The organism is Pseudoalteromonas sp. M8, from assembly GCF_018141365.1.
Lineage (GTDB): Bacteria > Pseudomonadota > Gammaproteobacteria > Enterobacterales > Alteromonadaceae > Pseudoalteromonas.
In genome coordinates this window covers 597,535-614,521 of record NZ_CP047239.1, presented here as the reverse complement: position 1 = coordinate 614,521, position 16,987 = coordinate 597,535, and the positions used below count along the sequence as shown (strand labels likewise).

The window sequence follows — 16,987 nt, the reverse complement described above, 5'->3', positions numbered from 1 at the left end:
AATCAAGATTGTTACACTATGCATACAAATGTTATTAACATAAGGAATACAAAGTGTATAAAAAAGAACCTAATTACATCTCAAAGCAACTACTTCCTGATGAACACTTAGGCAGTATTATCGGTTCGGGTGGTGTGGTCGGTGATTGCGCTCAAATTAACCGTAGGCAAGTAAGAGACAATATAGCGACCTCTGTAGTACAAGTCATTTCTCACAAGTACTTGCGACTAATTACGGGCTCTGGCGGTGTAGCTGGTGGTGGAGGCGGTCAAGTTGATCCTCAACAAGTGGAAGGTGCGATACAACGCCTTACTTTAAATCTAGCAACGAGAAATCATGAGTACGTTATATCAAGTCATAATGGAAAATAACCACCTAATCAATATTTCGATTTGGGTGGTTTTGATAATTTCAGTCTTTCTAAGTAAAGACAGCCCTAATGTTCAATGGTTAGCAGTCAATATTTTATTTGCACGCACATTAGACATTGCACTGTATGAACCTGCTTTAAAGCTGGGCGGATGGTTTTACTTTATAATGGCGACGCAAAATTTGCTTTTGATGGCGCTCATCATAAAACGCAAACAGATTGCAAACTATATAGCGCAGTTCAATTTAAGCTTTATCAGTCGCTTTGCACAAAAAAGCGCAAAAGACTTTTCCCTAACACCAAATGAGCTCACTTACATACTCATTTTAGCAAGTGCTGCTCTCATTCAAACTGCGTCCCTTATCGAGCGAGGGTTTAGAAAGCTAACTGACTTTAACCCAATGTTTATCTATAACGCGTACCCAAGCTTGATGCACATACTCACTATTCTTTCCGTGCTGGTTGTATTTTCATTAGTCATTGATGCTTATCGTGGTTTCTATACTCGTCGTGACTCTACAAGCCGCAGCTCAATGTGAGAGCATGGCTCGGAGTAAATTAGCTTTGTACTATCACATAACGTGCAGAGGTTACTTTTATTAAAATTGGAGAATTCTCATGATATTGTTACCCAATGATATAGCTAAAAAAATAACAGGAGCAGCAGGCGGTGGAGTAACTAGTCCTGACCTACCTGAGAGAAAAGAGTAAAGTTTGGGTGTAGATTGATTTATATACATGATAAAGTATTAGAAGTAGCCCATTACGTGTTCTAAGGAAATAGTACCGCGTATTGGTGGAACGGCTTTAACCAACAACAGTGGACATAAAAAATGCAAACAAGGATTGTGGTGTATGGTACTAACCATCCTGTACATGTCGTCGATTTTGAACTCACGACCTGTATCAATAGCGGCTTTTTACTCAAAGCGAACCTAGAATCCCAATTTGACCTGGCTGATGAATTACTCGTCGGCAATATGCTCACGTTTGAAATTGAGTCACCAGATGCAATATCAACATATTTCACTGGGACTTTGTTTGATATCCAATCTGGTTTTGTGTCTGAGCACACCTGTGGTGCAGAGGTGGTCTTAAAGCCTCGCCTTGAGTTACTTAAGCAAACAGAAAAAAGCCAAATCTTTGTACAAGCCAATGTCCAGTCTGTCCTCAATAAGCTGATACAAAAAGCCGGCTATTCACAAGACCGGATAAAATGGCGAGTCACTAAAGATTTACCCACGCTACCGCAGTGCGTACAAGCACTAGAAAACGACTACACCTTTTTCACCCGACTCTTAGCAAAGTACGGCTTAATTTATTGGTTTGAATGCCATGATTTTATTGAGTCGATAGTGATTGCCGAGGGAAATCTTGCAAGCCCCTATATTGAGCGAGGCTTGCTGTCGGTAACGGATAAAGATGGTCTGGTTCACGAACATGAAACCGGCTTTGTTGGGTTTACGCAGTGCCAAAGCCGCCATCGTTTTAGAATGGGTGGCTCACAAGTGCATATGAATGCCCATCCGCCAACTTCGGTCAGCTCGGCGCAGCGTAGCTATTTTGAGCCTGCTGCACAAAACCCTGCTGAGCAATTTGAGCGCACAGGTAATCTAGAGCTTGCCTATCAACAAGGTAAAAATGAAGTCACGCTGGTAGGGAACGTAGCCGAAGCCAATGCCGGTTATTCGTTTTCGTTAAATGGTAAATTGGGCACAGCGAAAGGTGGCGATTATACCTGTATTCGCAGTAAACAGGTGTATAAGCAAGGCAGTGCCAATGACCCTAAGCAAGTTGCATATCATAGCGAGTCGGTGTGTGTACCACGGGGTGAGCCAATACGTATCGCGCCCCCAGAGCATAGTCCCAAGCCGATGGTGTTTACCGCCACGGTACGTTCACTGTCGGGGTCAAAGACCAATCCTCATCTAGATACCCAAGGGCAATATGCCACGCAAGTACATTTTGATAGTCAGGTGACTGAATCGGTAAAGCGCCTCACACAATACGCCTGTCGTGGTCAAAAGCAACCGACAGGGTTACACTTTCCACTGCTGCCAGACAGTAATGTGCTCATCGGTTGTATGAACAACGACCCTGACCAAAGTTACCTGTTAGGGTTTGCGCTTAATGACACGCAACCATCTGTTGTTACTAGCGCCAATAACGCCCAAAACGTGTTGTGCTCTCGCGGCCAAAACCTGTTGATGTTTGATGACACCCCAAAAACCCCGCATATTGTGTTGCAAACCTTAGCGGGCAACCAGCACTTGGTGTTACATGGTGATAAAAAGCAGCCTTATATTCACTGGCTTGCGCAACTTGGCGCAATGAATATTTTTGCAGCCAAAGACATACAACTTGGCAGTGTTAAAAGCGCAATTCGACTACTCACCAATAAAACCTTTATTGCCAGCGCCAAACAACAATTGGCACTGGAGAGTAAAAAGTCGGTGATTGCTGATGCAGCAACCAACCTAGACGTCACCGCCAATCAAATTGACGCCAGCGCCAAACAAGATTTGACCCTTAAGGCGGGTCGCAGTCATCGCAGTGTTATCCAAAGTGATATCAACCTCAAGGCAGACAACAATCTCACCATCACCGCCCCGGCTGGAAGTCAAATCATTCAAAGCCAAGGCAATATCACAGTAAAAGGCAGTGGCTCTGGCAACCTCACCCTTGCCAATGGTGGCAGTGAAATCAGCATTGACTCAAGTGGTAACGTCAACATCTTTGCAGACAAGTTACTGACCTTAAAAGGCAAAGCCATGACCGTGTTTGACGGCAGCATGGAGCAAGATATTGGTGGTAAACAAAGCGCCACGATGCCGAGTGTACCGCAAATTCAAGCGCTCTCTGAGAATGCTCGACTCTCACTTGCCGCCGATGGCATTGCCACCATGATGAGCAGTACCATTGAGCTGTCTTATACCTATCAAGATGGCAGCCCAATTATGGGCGCACCTTATACCATTCGATTTGCAAACGGCACAGAGTTGACTGGTACCTTAGACGACAGCGGTAAAGCAAAAATTGAGAATGCGCCGCCCGGTCAATACACCGTGCAATATGGTGAGGATAAACGCGATTACCTGCCAGAAGATAATCGCCCTAAAAACCCTCTGTATGGACAAATCACCCCAGCGCAAGCGGCTGAAATGGTACGCAGCGGCAATACCGCACCACTGATAGAAGCCAATGGCATTGCAACCCAAGCAGGTGATTGGTTATGGGGCACACTACAAGGCGACTTTAATCAAAACCCCTCTACGTCACAAATCGTGGTAGGCACCTTGATTTCCATGATACCGATTATCGACCAAGTCATGGATTTACGAGATATCATTGCCAATGTCATGTTACTGACCGACGATGATGAAGCCAACGACACCGACGCTTGGCTTGCTTTTACCCTAACGGGTATTGGTTTAGTACCAGTTGTGGGCTCAGCAGTCAAAGGCGTAGGCAAGGTTATCTTAAAAAATACTGGAGAATCCCTCTCGGCTGCGCTTGCCGTACTACGCAAGCTCGGCAAAGGCGACCCAGTTAAATACCTAAGAGACATCAACTGGCAAGACCTAGGAAAACAATCCGCCACGGAAGTTAAAAACATCGTCAAAGGCCTACGCGATTCACTCGATGAAATGTCTAGCAGTTGGCACTACGACCTACTGCTTCCAGACGCCGCCATCGAAGGCATGCAAGCCACGGTTAAACGCCTAGACGAGGTCACCCCAAAAATCGACCAACATATGCAACAAGCCGCCCAAGAAATCGGACAGCGAGTTAATAAAGCACTGGATGAATATCAAGGCCAACCACCAATTCGAGGCGTTACCGACAAGCCCACCAAAGCCAAAGCCGATGAATTGGAGCCGCCAAAAGGGAATGAGCTGCCGGGGGCTAAGTCCGAGTTTAAAGGGCAATACAAAGGAAGTGAGCTACTATTAAAAAATATTTCAACTATAAATATCAACTACACTAAGCGGGATAGGGCTGAATATGCTGATTTACGTAAAGCATTCAATAATGGTATACGGAAAGACTTTTTAAAAAGCTTATCTAACAGGCCAGAATTAATTAAACAACTGAATAAGCTTGGAGTGAATGAGAGAGAAGTGGCAAAGCTCGCAGATGGCAAAGTTCCAAAAGGTTGGCAGGTTCATCATAAAATCCCATTGGATGATGGTGGAACTAATAGTTTCAATAATTTAGTTCTCATACGAAATAGCCCCGAACACTCAGTATTTACAACTTACCAAAAAAAAATGACGTCAAAAATGACGCACTATGAAACAATAAACGTCGATTGGCCAATTCCCGAAGGCTTGGTTTATCCTAAGTGAGATGATGATGAGCGTACTAATCAATTTGATCGAACAGAAAAACAAAATAGAAGAATCGCAATACCAAGAAGGTTTTTTACTTCCTCCTGCAACTGAGAAACAACTTATAAAGCTGCAAGAAAACTCATTAAGATTTTTTAAGGGGAAAATATCAGACCAGTTTATAGAATTATTAAAAATTTCAAATGGTTTTTCTGTAAATGGTTTAAACGTGTATGGTGCAAACACCATCGAAAGTCCAATTTATCTACCAGGTATAATTGAAGCCAATGAATCATTTTATGAAGAGTGCTCCCTGAAGCAATTTATTGCATATGCTGATGAAAACATGAGTCGTGTAGTTTTCAATTTGAACACCCGACTCTATGCTGTCATAGATAGAGTTACTTGGGAAATAATTGATGAGTATGAAACGTTTGAAGAAGCGTTACTTGCATTAATTGAGGAGAGTTGTGTGTTTGAATAATGCATACCTGTACCAGCTCAGGATTACATGAAATGTTACCCGCTTTCAATCGGTGACTGCCACTCTACGTGTTAAGCGGGTAAATTGAGAAGCCCTGTAGTGCTTCTTATCAATGCCCTAGTTGATCGAGTAAGTCCATTACTTCAACGCTGGCATGTTCCATTTGGTTAAGCTGTTTTACTGCGCCTTGAGAATCACCTGCTTTAAACTTTTTCATTGCTTCTACACCAGCTCTATGGACTTCTTTATGCGGAGCTTCTAGGCGTTTAAACGCATTGTGACCACCAAACTTTTGGGCGCCATCGCCACCAAACCACTTACCTAAGCGGCACATCGTATGATCGGCAAAGTCGCTGATATTTTTATGGCTATTGCCAATAATAACGTTGTATACGTCTCCTTTCCAAACGACATGATCGAGCTTTACTGTCTGGATAAAAGTTTGAGTGGTAGAAACCAAAATGGTGTCTTTCATTGAATCACAACAACTTACAATCCCTTCGTATTCATCGTTTAAGTGTCCAATACTGTCAGATAGCGTGATATTAGACGCTTGAATTTCTTCTACAGCACTCACGGTTGTGTGAGTTGTATCGATGATTTTTTTGACTAAATCGGAGACTTCGTTAGCGGATTCATTGGTATTGGTTGCCAGTGCGCGTACCTCATCGGCGACAACCGAAAAGCCACGGCCAGCTTCACCCGCTCGGGCTGCTTCAATAGCAGCATTAAGCGCTAGCAGATTCGTTTGATCTGAAATTTTTGAAATCGTCGTAACAAAGGTATTAATGCTATCTGCCATCTGCGATAGGCCAGAAATATTGGTGGTCATTCTGTCCATATTACCGCCGAGCTGCTCCATTCCCGTGAGTATTTTACGCAATGCGGTTTCAGATTTAGAAAAGGCGGAGTTTACTTGCTCAATTGAATGGCTTTCTTCTTCAATACTCATAAAGCTCGCAAGAACGGTTTCGCGGATCCCTTGCACTTGGTTTAACCCAGTCAATGCACACTGCAGTAGTTGATTGTCAGTATTATCATTGAGCGCAGCTTGTGAGCTTACAACTTCTTGTTTTAATGACTCATTTTCAGCAACTAATTGCGCATTCGCATGTTTTAAACTGGCAATCTCTTGTTGCGCGGCTAATAAGGCTTGTTGGGTTTCATTGTTTGTAAATAGTTTTGCAAACACGTTATTTTCCCTTGTAACTTGATATTAACGCAAGCTTAGCAATCATTGGAGAATAGTGCTACTTCTTTAGCTTTTAAAAAAGCTATAAATTTAGAGAAGTTAGCGTAGAATTGTGATTGGATTTTGGTGCGCTGAGCGTCATTGAAATTTAACCAATAAAACAGTGCTAAGTGTTATCCTCGAGCACTAGATCTGAGTGATTTACCGCGCTTATCGCCATACATATGCTCATCGGCTTCGTGGATGATGAGATCAGCTTGTTTAGCTGGGTCAACTTTGACCATTCCAATACTGACGTTAATTTTGTAATCGTGTAATCCCTTTAATAATGCCGCTCTTACTTCGTCTGTATCTGGAAGCACTGCATTAATATAGGCAATAAATTCGTCTCCCCCGATACGAAAGCTGTAATCTAAGCCAAAGTAATCTTTCATATTCTGCGTAAACTTAATCAAAACCTCGTCGCCAATATGATGGCCATAGTTGTCATTCACTTGCTTAAAATTATCTAAATCGAGGTAGAGTAGCCATTGATCATCAAAGCGATGTGTTTGCAAGCCTTCAAAACATGCGCGACGACTACCCACGCCTGTCATCGCATCATGGTCAGCTTCATACCGCATCCGCTCCTCTAACAATCTTCTTCTCTCTACTTCTTTTTTTAGCTCTGTAATGCTGGCTCTTTTATTGGTGATCATGCAGTAAAAACCAAAGCTGATGAGTAAAAAGCCGATATTTTTTAAAGAAGTGTCAAAGTTAAGTAAGGGAATGGAAAAACCGTCGGTGAAATTATCAATAATATCAAGGAGTAGGCCCGCACAATACACAAGTAGGGCAATGCGTAAGAACGAATTTGCGATTTCTCTGGTGATCAAATTGAATAAAGTGAAAGAAATGCCGAACCAGAACAACTCTTCGTAGCTCTCGTATTCGTAGTGACCAATATAGTACATGTAGCCACCAAAAAAGATGATGGCTATCCATATTACTAAGGGTGGTAACGCGCGTTTGATCAAAATACTTTGGCTTCTGGTGCTTCAGTTATCTTTAGTTATAGTTAATTGAGCTTCAGAAGCAAGCCACTTATGCGTTTAACTCAAGTGCTTGAGCAATCATAAATAGATGACTAACAAAAACGAGAGAAGTCAGCACCGTTCGCATTTTTTGATAGTCTTTATGATAGTCACCCCAGCGAGATGAACTGCGTTCTATAAAATATACGAGCCAATATGCGATAGCGAGATAGAGAAGCAACCATTGTGGTGCTGCAATACTAAGTAAGGGGTAAGGGATCACGACAATCACGGCCAGTATCGCTTGTTTGTAGGTTTGCTCTCCTGCACGCCATAAACTTCCGGCCATAAAAGCTAGAATCCCCAGACTGTAAAACTGAAAAGCATGAAGCACGTCACTCGATGCACCTGTCATTAGCGTCCAAGCGATACAAGCCAAAAAGGGAATAAAGCCAAAGTAACCAAGTTGAATATGATTGAAGTACGGGTGCATAGTCACGCTCTGCTGTAGTTAATTGCTGGGATCATACCGTAATTATCTTATTTTTATACTCTTATGCTGAATTAGTTGATCACTTATAAGAGAGCTATCAGTTTTTCCGATTACAGTGATTCAAACAATCCATTTTATTTAATCAGCACTTCCCCTTATCTTTGTACTCAAGCCAAGGCGAACAGTAATCGCCAACATTATTTAAACTAAACAACAGTGAGGAAAGCGATGAGCACTTCATTAATCAATACTAAAATTCAACCATTCAACGCAACTGCATACCATGGTGGCGACTTCGTAGAAGTTTCTGAGCAAGACCTACTAGGTAAATGGTCAATCGTATTCTTTTACCCTGCGGATTTCACATTTGTATGTCCAACGGAGCTTGGTGACTTAGCTGACTACTACGCACAGCTACAAGAAATGGGTGTAGAAGTTTACTCTGTATCGACAGACACGCACTTCACGCATAAAGCATGGCACGATGCGTCAGACACTATTAAGAAAATTCAATTCCCAATGATTGGTGACCCGACAGGCCGTATTACTCGTAACTTCGGTGTAATGATCGAGGAAGAAGGTCTTGCACTTCGTGGTACTTTTGTTATCAACCCAGAGGGTGAAATCAAAGTTATCGAAACGCATGACCTAGGTATTGGTCGCAGTGCTAAAGAGCTAGTACGTAAAGTACAAGCTGCTCAATACATCGCATCTCACGATGGTGAAGTATGTCCAGCTTCTTGGCAGCCAGGTGAAGAAACACTAGCACCTTCACTAGACCTTGTTGGCAAAATCTAATTTGTCTGGGGAGTGCGGCATGCACTCCCATCTCAACCATCTAGATGAATCAAATTCATCGTTTTTGCGAATTTTTACTGTAGTTTCTGCAGAGGGTTACCTTATATGTTAGACAACCAAATTAAAACTCAACTACAAAGCCATTTTAGCTCTCTACAACGTCCGATTGAACTCGTCATTACCGTTGATGACAGTAAAAAATCGCAAGAGCTAAAAGGGTTAGCACAAGACTTAGCGTCATTGAGCGACAAAATTACTTTATCTGAATCAATTGAAGGTGAACGTATCCCACAAATGGTGGTGCGTGGTGTTGAAACAAAGAGCGAAATTACGTTTGCTGGTGTTCCTATGGGACATGAGTTTACCAGTTTGGTACTTGCATTATTGCATTCAGGCGGTCATGCAACTAAAGCATCGGCAGACGATCTCGAACTGATCACAAATATAGATAACGCATTGAACTTTGAGGTTTACATCTCACTGAGTTGCCAAACTTGTCCGCAAGTAGTGCAGGCTTTGAATCTCATGGCGGCTGTTAACCCAAATATTACCACCACCATGATTGATGGTGCTTTGTTCCAAGAAGAAGTGGAGTCACGCAACATCATGGCCGTGCCAACCGTGTACTTAAATGGTGAGCAATTTAGCCAAGGCGCAGTGAGCTTAAGCGATATCTTATTAAAACTTGATAGTAAAGCTGGTGAAAAACAAGCGGCCTTACTTAACGAGAAAGACGTGTTTGATGTGCTCGTTGTAGGTGGCGGCCCTGCTGGTGCTTCAGCTGCAATCTATGCTGCTCGTAAAGGGTTAAATACAGGGGTAGTTGCGGAGCGTTTTGGCGGCCAAGTTGCCGATACTTTGGGTATTGAGAACTTTATTTCAGTGCAAAAGACTGAAGGCCCTAAGCTGGTTGCACAGTTAGAAGAGCATGTTAACCAGTATGGCGTTGATGTGATGAAGAACCAGCGTGCAGCGGCAATTAACAAAGGCGAAACCATTGATATCACGCTTGAAAGCGGTGCGGTATTAAGGGCCAAATCTTTAGTATTGGCTACAGGTGCACGATGGAGAAGCATGAATGTACCCGGCGAAACCGAGTACAAGGGTAGAGGCGTAGCATATTGTCCACATTGCGATGGTCCGTTATTTAAGGGGAAACCTGTCGCGGTTATTGGTGGCGGTAACTCGGGTATTGAAGCAGCTATCGACTTGGCAAATATTGTTGAACACGTCACGGTATTAGAATTTGCCGATACGCTTAGAGCTGACGAAGTGCTGATCAAAAAGGCGAAAAGCCTTGCCAACATCACCATTATTAAAAACGCACAAACTACTGAAGTAGTTGGAGATGGTAGCAAAGTAACGGGTCTTAATTACATAGAGAGAGTCAGCGGTGACACTCATTCGTTAGCACTGGCTGGCATTTTTGTACAAATTGGGCTTGTACCAAATACTGAATGGTTAAAGTCGAGTGAAGTTGCTCTTAGCCGCTTTGGTGAAATCGAAATTGACAGCAAAGGTGCGACAAGTCTAGCGGGCGTTTACGCCGCAGGCGATGCAACCACCACACCGTTTAAGCAAATTATCATTGCGATGGGTGGTGGGGCGACAGCAAGCTTAGGCGCTTTTGATTACCTAATTCGGCTAGGACAAGACGACGAGCAAGCTGCTTAACTTATCGCATTACTGGAAAGAATCATTGCAACAATACACCCATGCAATGCTCCCAAGCCACACTCCAGTAGTGTGGCTTTTTTTGCTTAGACTTCGAAGATCCATCGCTGCGTAAAGCAGCTCCTACTCTAACGTGTAGAGTGCCCTGTGGGAGGAGGCTTATCCGCCGAGCAGTTACTAGCTTAGCTAATAGGATTTTGGTTGAATAAGAAACACAAGATCGCTGCGTAAAGCAGCTCCTACTCTAACGTGTAGAGTGCCCTGTGGGAGACGGTTTACCCGGCGAGAGGTTACTAGCCTAGCAGAGTGACTTATCTTCCACACAAGATCGCTGTGTAAAACAGTTCCTTCAGTCCTACTCGCTACCAACGCGTTGTAATGGCGCTGCCGATATAAACTGCTCAAAATGTTCACACCAAATAATAGCGCTCTGAAACTGGGCCAGATCGACTTGGCGATATTTACGCTGCACGAACTGCGAAAATTGGTTTATGTTAGCAATTTCCACCACGGTGTGTTTTTGTGCTTTAAAGTCGGCTTCTGTCTCAATAAATGTTTTGGCGAGGTAAAGCCGATAATCAGGCCCTGGGGCTATCTCACCCACAAATGCAATATGATTATCCGTAAAATAAATTTCACCAGTGGCGTAGTGTAATGCGTCTGAATCTTTAAGCTCCTTCTTGAATTGGCCTTTGTATGTTGCGGCTTTACTGATCGCCAGTATTTCTGTGTGGCTAGCCGCCGGAGGTTGCGTCATTATCGGTAGAGTGTACACACCCATAATAAACCCTGTGATAAACACCACAATGAGCAATAGTAACGTAAATAGCGTCCGCAAAATCATTTCCAAGTGAGCAGCAAAGTCAAAGTATAGCCAAATTATAAGGCTCTAGTAGAAAAATTGACTGCTTAAAAAGGGTTGTTTTTAATTTTTTTGATAAGAATAAAGTGTTTTTATTAAATGTAATCTAGTACCCAATGTAGATAAAACTTTACACATAGTAGCTCCTTCTGATTGTTAATTATTAGGGAATAGAGTATTTCAATTGTTTTGGTTATTGTAATAGTCAAAGTAAACAGGTGTTTAGGCCAAAATTATGGTGTAAAGGTATTTTTAACTTAACCATAAAGTACTGAATGTAATTAATAATCTCAGCTATTGTTATTGATTTGTGCTTGAGTAAAATGCCTCGAATTCGAGTTGATTCTTACAATAAAATTAACTTGGATACTTTTCTATTACAAAAAATGAAGGCGAGCATGCCATGGACGTGCAAGAACTTATCAGTTGTTAAAAAATGACAGCGTTGTTTTTTACTGTCGAAACACAGTAGCGCGAACAAGATAAGTTGTGTTTATCAACGTGCGAAACCTAGGTGCACAGAACAAGGTTGAATTTCGTGTGGCAAGCATCGATAGACTCTCGCTCATTCTAATCTTAATCGAAGTGGCGGCGGCTACTTCTCTAAAACGAGTAGAAGAAAATGAAAAACTCAATGTTAACAGTCAGTATTGGCATGGCACTTGGTATGGCAGCATCGAACGCATTTGCACATGGTTATATGGATAGTCCAAAGGCAAGACAAGCAATTTGTGAAGAACAGGGGGGATTTTGGTGGCCAAAAGATGGAAGCAATATCCCGAACGCGGCATGTCGAGCAGCTTACCTAGCGTCTGAACATGTGCAGTTTGTTCAAAAGCATGAGTTTGCAGCGAATGTTCCCGATTATTTTAATTTGCAAGCTGTACAGGCTGCTGTTCCTGACGGACAACTTTGTGCGGGTGGCGATAGAAATAAAGCGGGCATGAATATCGCGTCGAGTGAGTGGCAAAGGACCGCGATAACGCCAAATGCTCAAAACCAAATTAAAGTGAGATTTCGTGCAACAACGCCTCACAACCCTAGCTTTTGGCAGTTTTATCTCACCAAACCGGAGGCGGATATTCAGTCAACGCCCCTAGCGTGGCAAGATTTAGAGCTAGTGCAAGAGTATGGCAATGTTGACTTCTTCGTTGCGCCAGATGGTAAACGCTATTATGAAATGCAGGTCGCGGTGCCGAGTAAATTTAGCGGAGATGCTATCTTGTATACGCGTTGGCAGCGTGATGATGTTGTAGGTGAAGGCTTTTACAATTGTAGCGACGTCACTATAGTGCGTGATACTACACCGACTGAGCCGGTAAGTTGGACGCCTGCTGGATTTTTAATTAAACCTGGCCAACAAGCCAATGTAGGCGATACGGTATGGCTACGTGTGTTTGATGGTGATGGCCAAGAATTGGTACAAGAAAAACTGTCGATAACACAAAGCAATATCACTCATTGGATTGCGCAACTTGCTAGCACACTAAATAATAATCATGCGAATACGCTGCAAATTGGCGTACAACAAAGTGACGGCAATATTGTATTTGATGCTGCGCAACTCGCTGCTAATCAGCTGTTTGTAAGTTTTCCCCAGTACACTTTTAACCTTTCAATTCTAGCTAAGCCACAAAACCGCGCCCCTGTGGTTCATACCCCTGCCGATATCACGCTAAAAGAAGTCTCAAGCACATCACTTCATGTTCATGCGTTTGATGATGACAAAGATCCGCTTACCTTTGCATGGCAGATCCCATCGCCACTGAGCTACAGCGGTAGCGGTGCAACTATCACGTTGACTGCGCCTGAGGTCCAGCAAAATACCGACTATCAAGGGCAAGTCACCGTTTCTGATGGCACATTTGAGAAAACTGTTAGCTTTACCATCACAGTGACTAACCAAACCGCACCACCAAGTGGTGACACATGGCGTGCCGATCAAGTTTATACCGCTGGCGATACCGCAGTGTATCAGGGCAAAAGCTATCGCGCTAAATGGTGGGTAAAAGGCCAAAAGCCCGATCAAAGTGATGCGTGGGAGCTGGTAGATAAGTCTGATGGCAGTAACTCATGGAGTGCTAATAAGGCATACACTGGCGGCGACAAAGTGAGTTATCTAGGCGTTGAATATCAGGCGCGCTGGTGGACGCGCGGTCAGCAACCTGGCACTGACTCAGTGTGGCGTAAGCTTTAATGTAAAGCACCTCTAACAAAGCACTGGCAGATATCGCTGTCAGTGAGATCAAGTTTTCAATGAGTTACATCATCTAACACTGAGCAAAATGTTACATCAGCTGTTGTGGTTTGATTTCAATATTAGCACTATCAGAGCTTACCCATACTTCGCCATCTTGAATGGTAATAGTGAGCTTGATACTACGATCTGCTAACTGAGCTAAAGCCTGAGTCGCACTATAATCCAAGCTGAAAATACTCAGGTTTTTAAAGTCGTATAATTTCGGCTGGTGTTTTTGCCACCAAATCGCCTGATTATTTTCGCCATAAGTATAGAGGACCACTTGCTTTGATTTATTACACGCTTTCTTAAGGCGCTTTTCGTCAGGCAGTCCTAGTTCAATCCAAAGCTCAATCTCTTCGCTGTAATTCTTAACCCATAGTTCAGGTTCATCATCAGCGCATAAGCCTTTAGTAAACTCAAGTCCCTCACACGCATTCAGTGCATAGGCAAGTAAACGGATCATTAACCGTTGTTCGTTTTCAGAAGGGTGTTGAGCTAGCGTTAAATTAAAGTCTTGGTAAACATGTCTGTCCATATCACTGAGTGATAGTTGGGCTTTAATGATGGTGGATTTGAGCGCCATAAATTTGCTTAAAAAATTTTTGCGCTAGTATAGCGGGTTGAAATAACAATTTACAGAAGGCTATTGTGGAAATAAACACAGCCTCGCAATGAGGCTGTGTTTATTTGAATTGCTTAGCGTTTTAGCTCTTAATTACAATTGCTCGATATATTCCAAAGATTGGGTAATGACTCTTTTAGTTTGCCTATTTGAGCACAGTCGATGTCTGGATTTCCCCATATGCTTAGGTATCGTAGATTGGTCAAACCGAATAGCGGTGACAGATCTGAAATGTTGCTATTGTCCAACTCTAAACGGATAAGCTTGGCGTAATTTTTAATTGCACCATAGTTTGTCAGCTTAGTATTATCCAGGTCCAAATAAGTTAAGGTTGTAGGCAAGCCAAAAAGCGCGAAGTCATATACGGTTTGGCTATTTGTATTTAACTCAAAGGAGATCAATGATTGAGGCAGTGTAGCTTTAGCTGTTAGTTCACCCGTGAGTCTATAGATATCTAGACTCCGTAAAGTGTGGAGTTGAGCTAAGCTAGGATCACGTAACAACGAACTGTCAACTGAGCCACTTAGTGTTAAAGTCTCAATTCCTTCAAACTGTGTAATTCCATTTAATGATTCAATTGCTGAGCCATCGCAAGAGAGTGAGTTAACACTGCCAGCATCTTGATACCTTCGGTCTAGCATACACTCTTTAAGTGCCGCATCTGTAATTAAGCTCAAATCGACCGGCTTTATAATACAGTAAGAGTCAGAAAGATTTGTTGTTACACCATCGAGAGATTTTAATAGCTCCTGATCATCACAATAAATGGCACTACTTTGTATTTCAAGTCTTTCCAGAGTGTTTAAACTGGCAAGCATATCTGCTCTAAAAAACGTAGAAAAGTTGCTTAGTGTTAATGACTTCAACTTGGTTAATGATGCGATGTCAGAGATGTCAGCCGCTAGAGAATAGTTAATAGAGAGAGTTTCTAAGTTTTCAAATTGAGATACATGGGTGATATCTTCTAGTTCAGTAAAGCCGCTGACCTTTAACGATTTCAGGCTCGTGTTTACACCTAAAGAGTCTAGTGTTGTGATTTTGGTTTCGTTACTATAATGGTATTCTTTTAATAACTCGGCTGATTCGAGCGCAGGAAAGTTAGTCAAGTTCACCATGTTTGAATATCGGTTACTTTTTACGTTTAATGTCTTTAAGTTCGGTAAAGTTGCCTCAGTTGAAGCCTCAAATAAACTAACCTCTAGGTTAAGTGTTTCTAATGCTTGCATTTTACTTAACGTATCTAGTGCAAAGTTTGAGTAATCGTTGTAGACGGTGAGGTCGCGCATATTTTCAAGCTCAGATAATGCGCTAAAATCTGTGCTATTATCCAATTCACGAATGTACAATTCGGTTAGGTTTGGTGTGAAACTTAGCCAACCTAGATCATTAACGCTGCGTAACTGATTGAGCTTCAATGATGTTAACTTCGGCATCGCTTGTAAAAAGCTAAGAGAAGAAAGGTTTAACCACTCCAAAGACAAGGATTGTAGTTCCGTAAAAGTTGATAGCTTGCTGACATTATCAACGGTTAAATTGTTTAATGACAAAGAGGTCAGCTTCGTATTACCACTGATGTCCGCGATATCAAACTCAGCATTACTATAATAACTACGAAGACCTAGTTTTTCCAACTCACTAAACTTTTCTAAGAATGAGAAATCTTCAATCTGCGTTCCGTTGAGTTCAAGTGTTGTCAGATTTGTTTTAGCTTCTATTGCCGTTGAGTCAGCGGCTTCGATAATATTAAGTGTTAATGCTGTGAGGTTAGGTATAGAGTTTAAAAATGACAGCGAGCTCAGATCTTGTATATATGTCAAAGATAAACTTTGCAAGTTACTAAAGCGTTTTAGAGTATTTTTATCATCAATGTTTAGAGTACTTAGAGCCAAACGAGTGAGCTTATCACTTGGAAGTTGACTAAGCTGTATAGTTTCATATTGGTTACTTTCGTTGTCTATTTCAAGCGTATGAAGCTGTGCAAAGCCTGATAAATCTAACAAAGAAAAATCTAGGCGCTTACTATAATTGTTACTTTCTTGGGCTTCAACAATAGACAACGACTCAAGTTTATTGAGCTTACTAATTTGTTCTAAATGTGCATCATTATTTGAGCTGTTCTGGGCTGCGGCAAACGCGTTATCGAGCTTTAACGCGGTGAGCGTAGAAATTTGAGCTAACTCTTCGAGATTATCCAATTCTGCGTTTTTAATAGACACCGTAGATAAACCACTAATACCAGAGAGCCCCGCTAATGTTGCAATTGGGTAGTCTGTGCATTCAACAACCGAAATACCTACGTCTTGATGTGTATCTGATAAACATTGCGCTAGCGCTGCGTCTGAAATCGTTAAGCTTGAAAGTGGAGCGTAAGCATTTAGGTTGACAGTTAATTCTTGTGAGCTTGCGCTTCCTTTATCGTCTGTCGCAGTTAACTTAAAAGTTAACGTGGTCGCTTCATTGATGTCAGGTGCACGAAATTCGAGCGTTTCGTTATTATCGTTGATCAGCTCGACAGTTGTTCCTGCCGTTTGCTCCCACAGCAAAGTATCAATCGCACCATCTTCATCTGTTACGGTGGCAACGGCTGTGATTGAGTCTCTTTCCATTGCTGTAATTGGTGCCATGCTTGCAATTACTGGGGCTTTGTTAGTAGGTGTGATTGGTTTGTCAGTTCCAGTATCATTGCTGTCGCTGCCACTTCCACCGCCACATGCGACTAAAGTTGATGCAAGCAATGAAGTTACGATTCCTTTGTATATAGCGCTTTTAATCATCTTGATATCTTGTTTTATTGAATAGTCAGAAAGCGCAGAAGTGTACTTTATTTAGATACTAGTTTCCAATAATTACACATGTTTTCTAGCAATGGTATAGCTCTGTGCTCTAGATATGGACTTTAAAAACGA

12 protein-coding genes and 2 pseudogenes are annotated in these 16,987 nt (G+C 42.3%); 8 read left to right on the top strand and 6 right to left on the bottom strand.

Features of this window, described 5'->3' with window-relative positions:
* Positions 1-53: 53 nt before the first annotated feature.
* The 5 genes and pseudogenes from GSF13_RS02415 (at position 54) to GSF13_RS02390 (ending at position 5,185) form a co-directional block, all read left to right on the top strand.
* A complete protein-coding gene (locus tag GSF13_RS02415; protein ID WP_227387781.1) occupies positions 54-371 on the top strand; it encodes a hypothetical protein in 318 nt (105 codons plus the stop codon).
* On the top strand, positions 337-909 hold the full coding sequence (locus tag GSF13_RS02410) for a hypothetical protein (protein ID WP_174169408.1): 573 nt from the start codon (positions 337-339) through the stop codon (positions 907-909). Before GSF13_RS02415 ends, GSF13_RS02410 begins: the two co-directional genes overlap by 35 nt.
* Positions 910-1,203: 294 nt before the next feature.
* Positions 1,204-2,058: pseudogene (locus tag GSF13_RS24965) on the top strand (phage late control D family protein); the annotation flags it as partial.
* A gap of 1,959 nt (positions 2,059-4,017) precedes the next feature.
* A pseudogene (locus GSF13_RS24960) lies at positions 4,018-4,278 on the top strand (hypothetical protein); the annotation flags it as partial.
* A 448-nt stretch (positions 4,279-4,726) separates the two neighbouring features.
* A complete protein-coding gene (locus tag GSF13_RS02390) occupies positions 4,727-5,185 on the top strand; it encodes a YrhA family protein (protein ID WP_223193770.1) in 459 nt (152 codons plus the stop codon).
* A 109-nt stretch (positions 5,186-5,294) separates the two neighbouring features.
* On the opposite strand, the gene GSF13_RS02385 is transcribed toward GSF13_RS02390, so the two are convergent.
* The 3 genes from GSF13_RS02385 to GSF13_RS02375 form a co-directional block, all read right to left on the bottom strand.
* Complete coding sequence (locus tag GSF13_RS02385) at positions 5,295-6,377, bottom strand: methyl-accepting chemotaxis protein (RefSeq protein WP_174170641.1); 1,083 nt, start codon at positions 6,375-6,377, stop codon at positions 5,295-5,297.
* Between the two features lie 173 nt (positions 6,378-6,550).
* A complete protein-coding gene (locus GSF13_RS02380; RefSeq protein ID WP_010607418.1) occupies positions 6,551-7,330 on the bottom strand; it encodes a GGDEF domain-containing protein in 780 nt (259 codons plus the stop codon).
* 130 nt (positions 7,331-7,460) lie between these two features.
* Positions 7,461-7,883 carry a DUF3429 domain-containing protein gene (locus GSF13_RS02375; RefSeq protein ID WP_211865905.1) on the bottom strand — a complete coding sequence of 141 codons (423 nt, stop codon included), beginning with the start codon at positions 7,881-7,883 and terminating at the stop codon, positions 7,461-7,463.
* 228 nt (positions 7,884-8,111) lie between these two features.
* Between GSF13_RS02375 and ahpC the strand changes: the two genes are divergently transcribed.
* Both ahpC and ahpF read left to right on the top strand, forming a co-directional pair.
* Complete coding sequence (ahpC, locus tag GSF13_RS02370) at positions 8,112-8,681, top strand: alkyl hydroperoxide reductase subunit C (RefSeq protein ID WP_010377859.1); 570 nt, start codon at positions 8,112-8,114, stop codon at positions 8,679-8,681.
* A 105-nt stretch (positions 8,682-8,786) separates the two neighbouring features.
* On the top strand, positions 8,787-10,355 hold the full coding sequence (gene ahpF / locus GSF13_RS02365; RefSeq protein WP_211865903.1) for an alkyl hydroperoxide reductase subunit F: 1,569 nt from the start codon (positions 8,787-8,789) through the stop codon (positions 10,353-10,355).
* A gap of 355 nt (positions 10,356-10,710) precedes the next feature.
* On the opposite strand, the gene GSF13_RS02360 is transcribed toward ahpF, so the two are convergent.
* Entirely contained in the window at positions 10,711-11,199 is a 489-nt protein-coding gene (locus tag GSF13_RS02360) for a DM13 domain-containing protein (RefSeq protein WP_211865944.1), read from the bottom strand.
* 640 nt (positions 11,200-11,839) lie between these two features.
* On the opposite strand from GSF13_RS02360, the gene GSF13_RS02355 reads away from it, so the two are divergent.
* A complete protein-coding gene (locus tag GSF13_RS02355) occupies positions 11,840-13,414 on the top strand; it encodes a lytic polysaccharide monooxygenase (RefSeq protein ID WP_211865901.1) in 1,575 nt (524 codons plus the stop codon).
* Positions 13,415-13,505: 91 nt separating this feature from the next.
* On the opposite strand, the gene GSF13_RS02350 is transcribed toward GSF13_RS02355, so the two are convergent.
* Together GSF13_RS02350 and GSF13_RS02345 are read right to left on the bottom strand one after the other, a co-directional pair.
* Positions 13,506-14,042, bottom strand: coding sequence for a YaeQ family protein (locus GSF13_RS02350; protein ID WP_010607423.1), 537 nt, complete (start codon positions 14,040-14,042; stop codon positions 13,506-13,508).
* A 128-nt stretch (positions 14,043-14,170) separates the two neighbouring features.
* Positions 14,171-16,855, bottom strand: a complete 2,685-nt coding sequence (locus tag GSF13_RS02345) for a hypothetical protein (RefSeq protein ID WP_211865899.1) — start codon at positions 16,853-16,855, stop codon at positions 14,171-14,173.
* Positions 16,856-16,987: the final 132 nt, after the last annotated feature.

What these genes read in the sequence shown, in the direction of transcription:
- GSF13_RS02410 (WP_174169408.1), top strand. Translation starts at nt 337, where the DNA reads ATGAGTACGTTATATCAAGTCATAATGGAAAATAACCACCTAATCAAT.
- GSF13_RS02390 (WP_223193770.1), top strand. Translation starts at nt 4,727, where the DNA reads ATGAGCGTACTAATCAATTTGATCGAACAGAAAAACAAAATAGAAGAA.
- GSF13_RS02380 (WP_010607418.1), bottom strand. Translation starts at nt 7,330, where the DNA reads ATGTACTATATTGGTCACTACGAATACGAGAGCTACGAAGAGTTGTTC.
- GSF13_RS02375 (WP_211865905.1), bottom strand. Translation starts at nt 7,883, where the DNA reads ATGCACCCGTACTTCAATCATATTCAACTTGGTTACTTTGGCTTTATT.
- ahpC (WP_010377859.1), top strand. Translation starts at nt 8,112, where the DNA reads ATGAGCACTTCATTAATCAATACTAAAATTCAACCATTCAACGCAACT.
- ahpF (WP_211865903.1), top strand. Translation starts at nt 8,787, where the DNA reads ATGTTAGACAACCAAATTAAAACTCAACTACAAAGCCATTTTAGCTCT.
- GSF13_RS02360 (WP_211865944.1), bottom strand. Translation starts at nt 11,199, where the DNA reads ATGATTTTGCGGACGCTATTTACGTTACTATTGCTCATTGTGGTGTTT.
- GSF13_RS02355 (WP_211865901.1), top strand. Translation starts at nt 11,840, where the DNA reads ATGAAAAACTCAATGTTAACAGTCAGTATTGGCATGGCACTTGGTATG.
- GSF13_RS02350 (WP_010607423.1), bottom strand. Translation starts at nt 14,042, where the DNA reads ATGGCGCTCAAATCCACCATCATTAAAGCCCAACTATCACTCAGTGAT.
- GSF13_RS02345 (WP_211865899.1), bottom strand. Translation starts at nt 16,855, where the DNA reads ATGATTAAAAGCGCTATATACAAAGGAATCGTAACTTCATTGCTTGCA.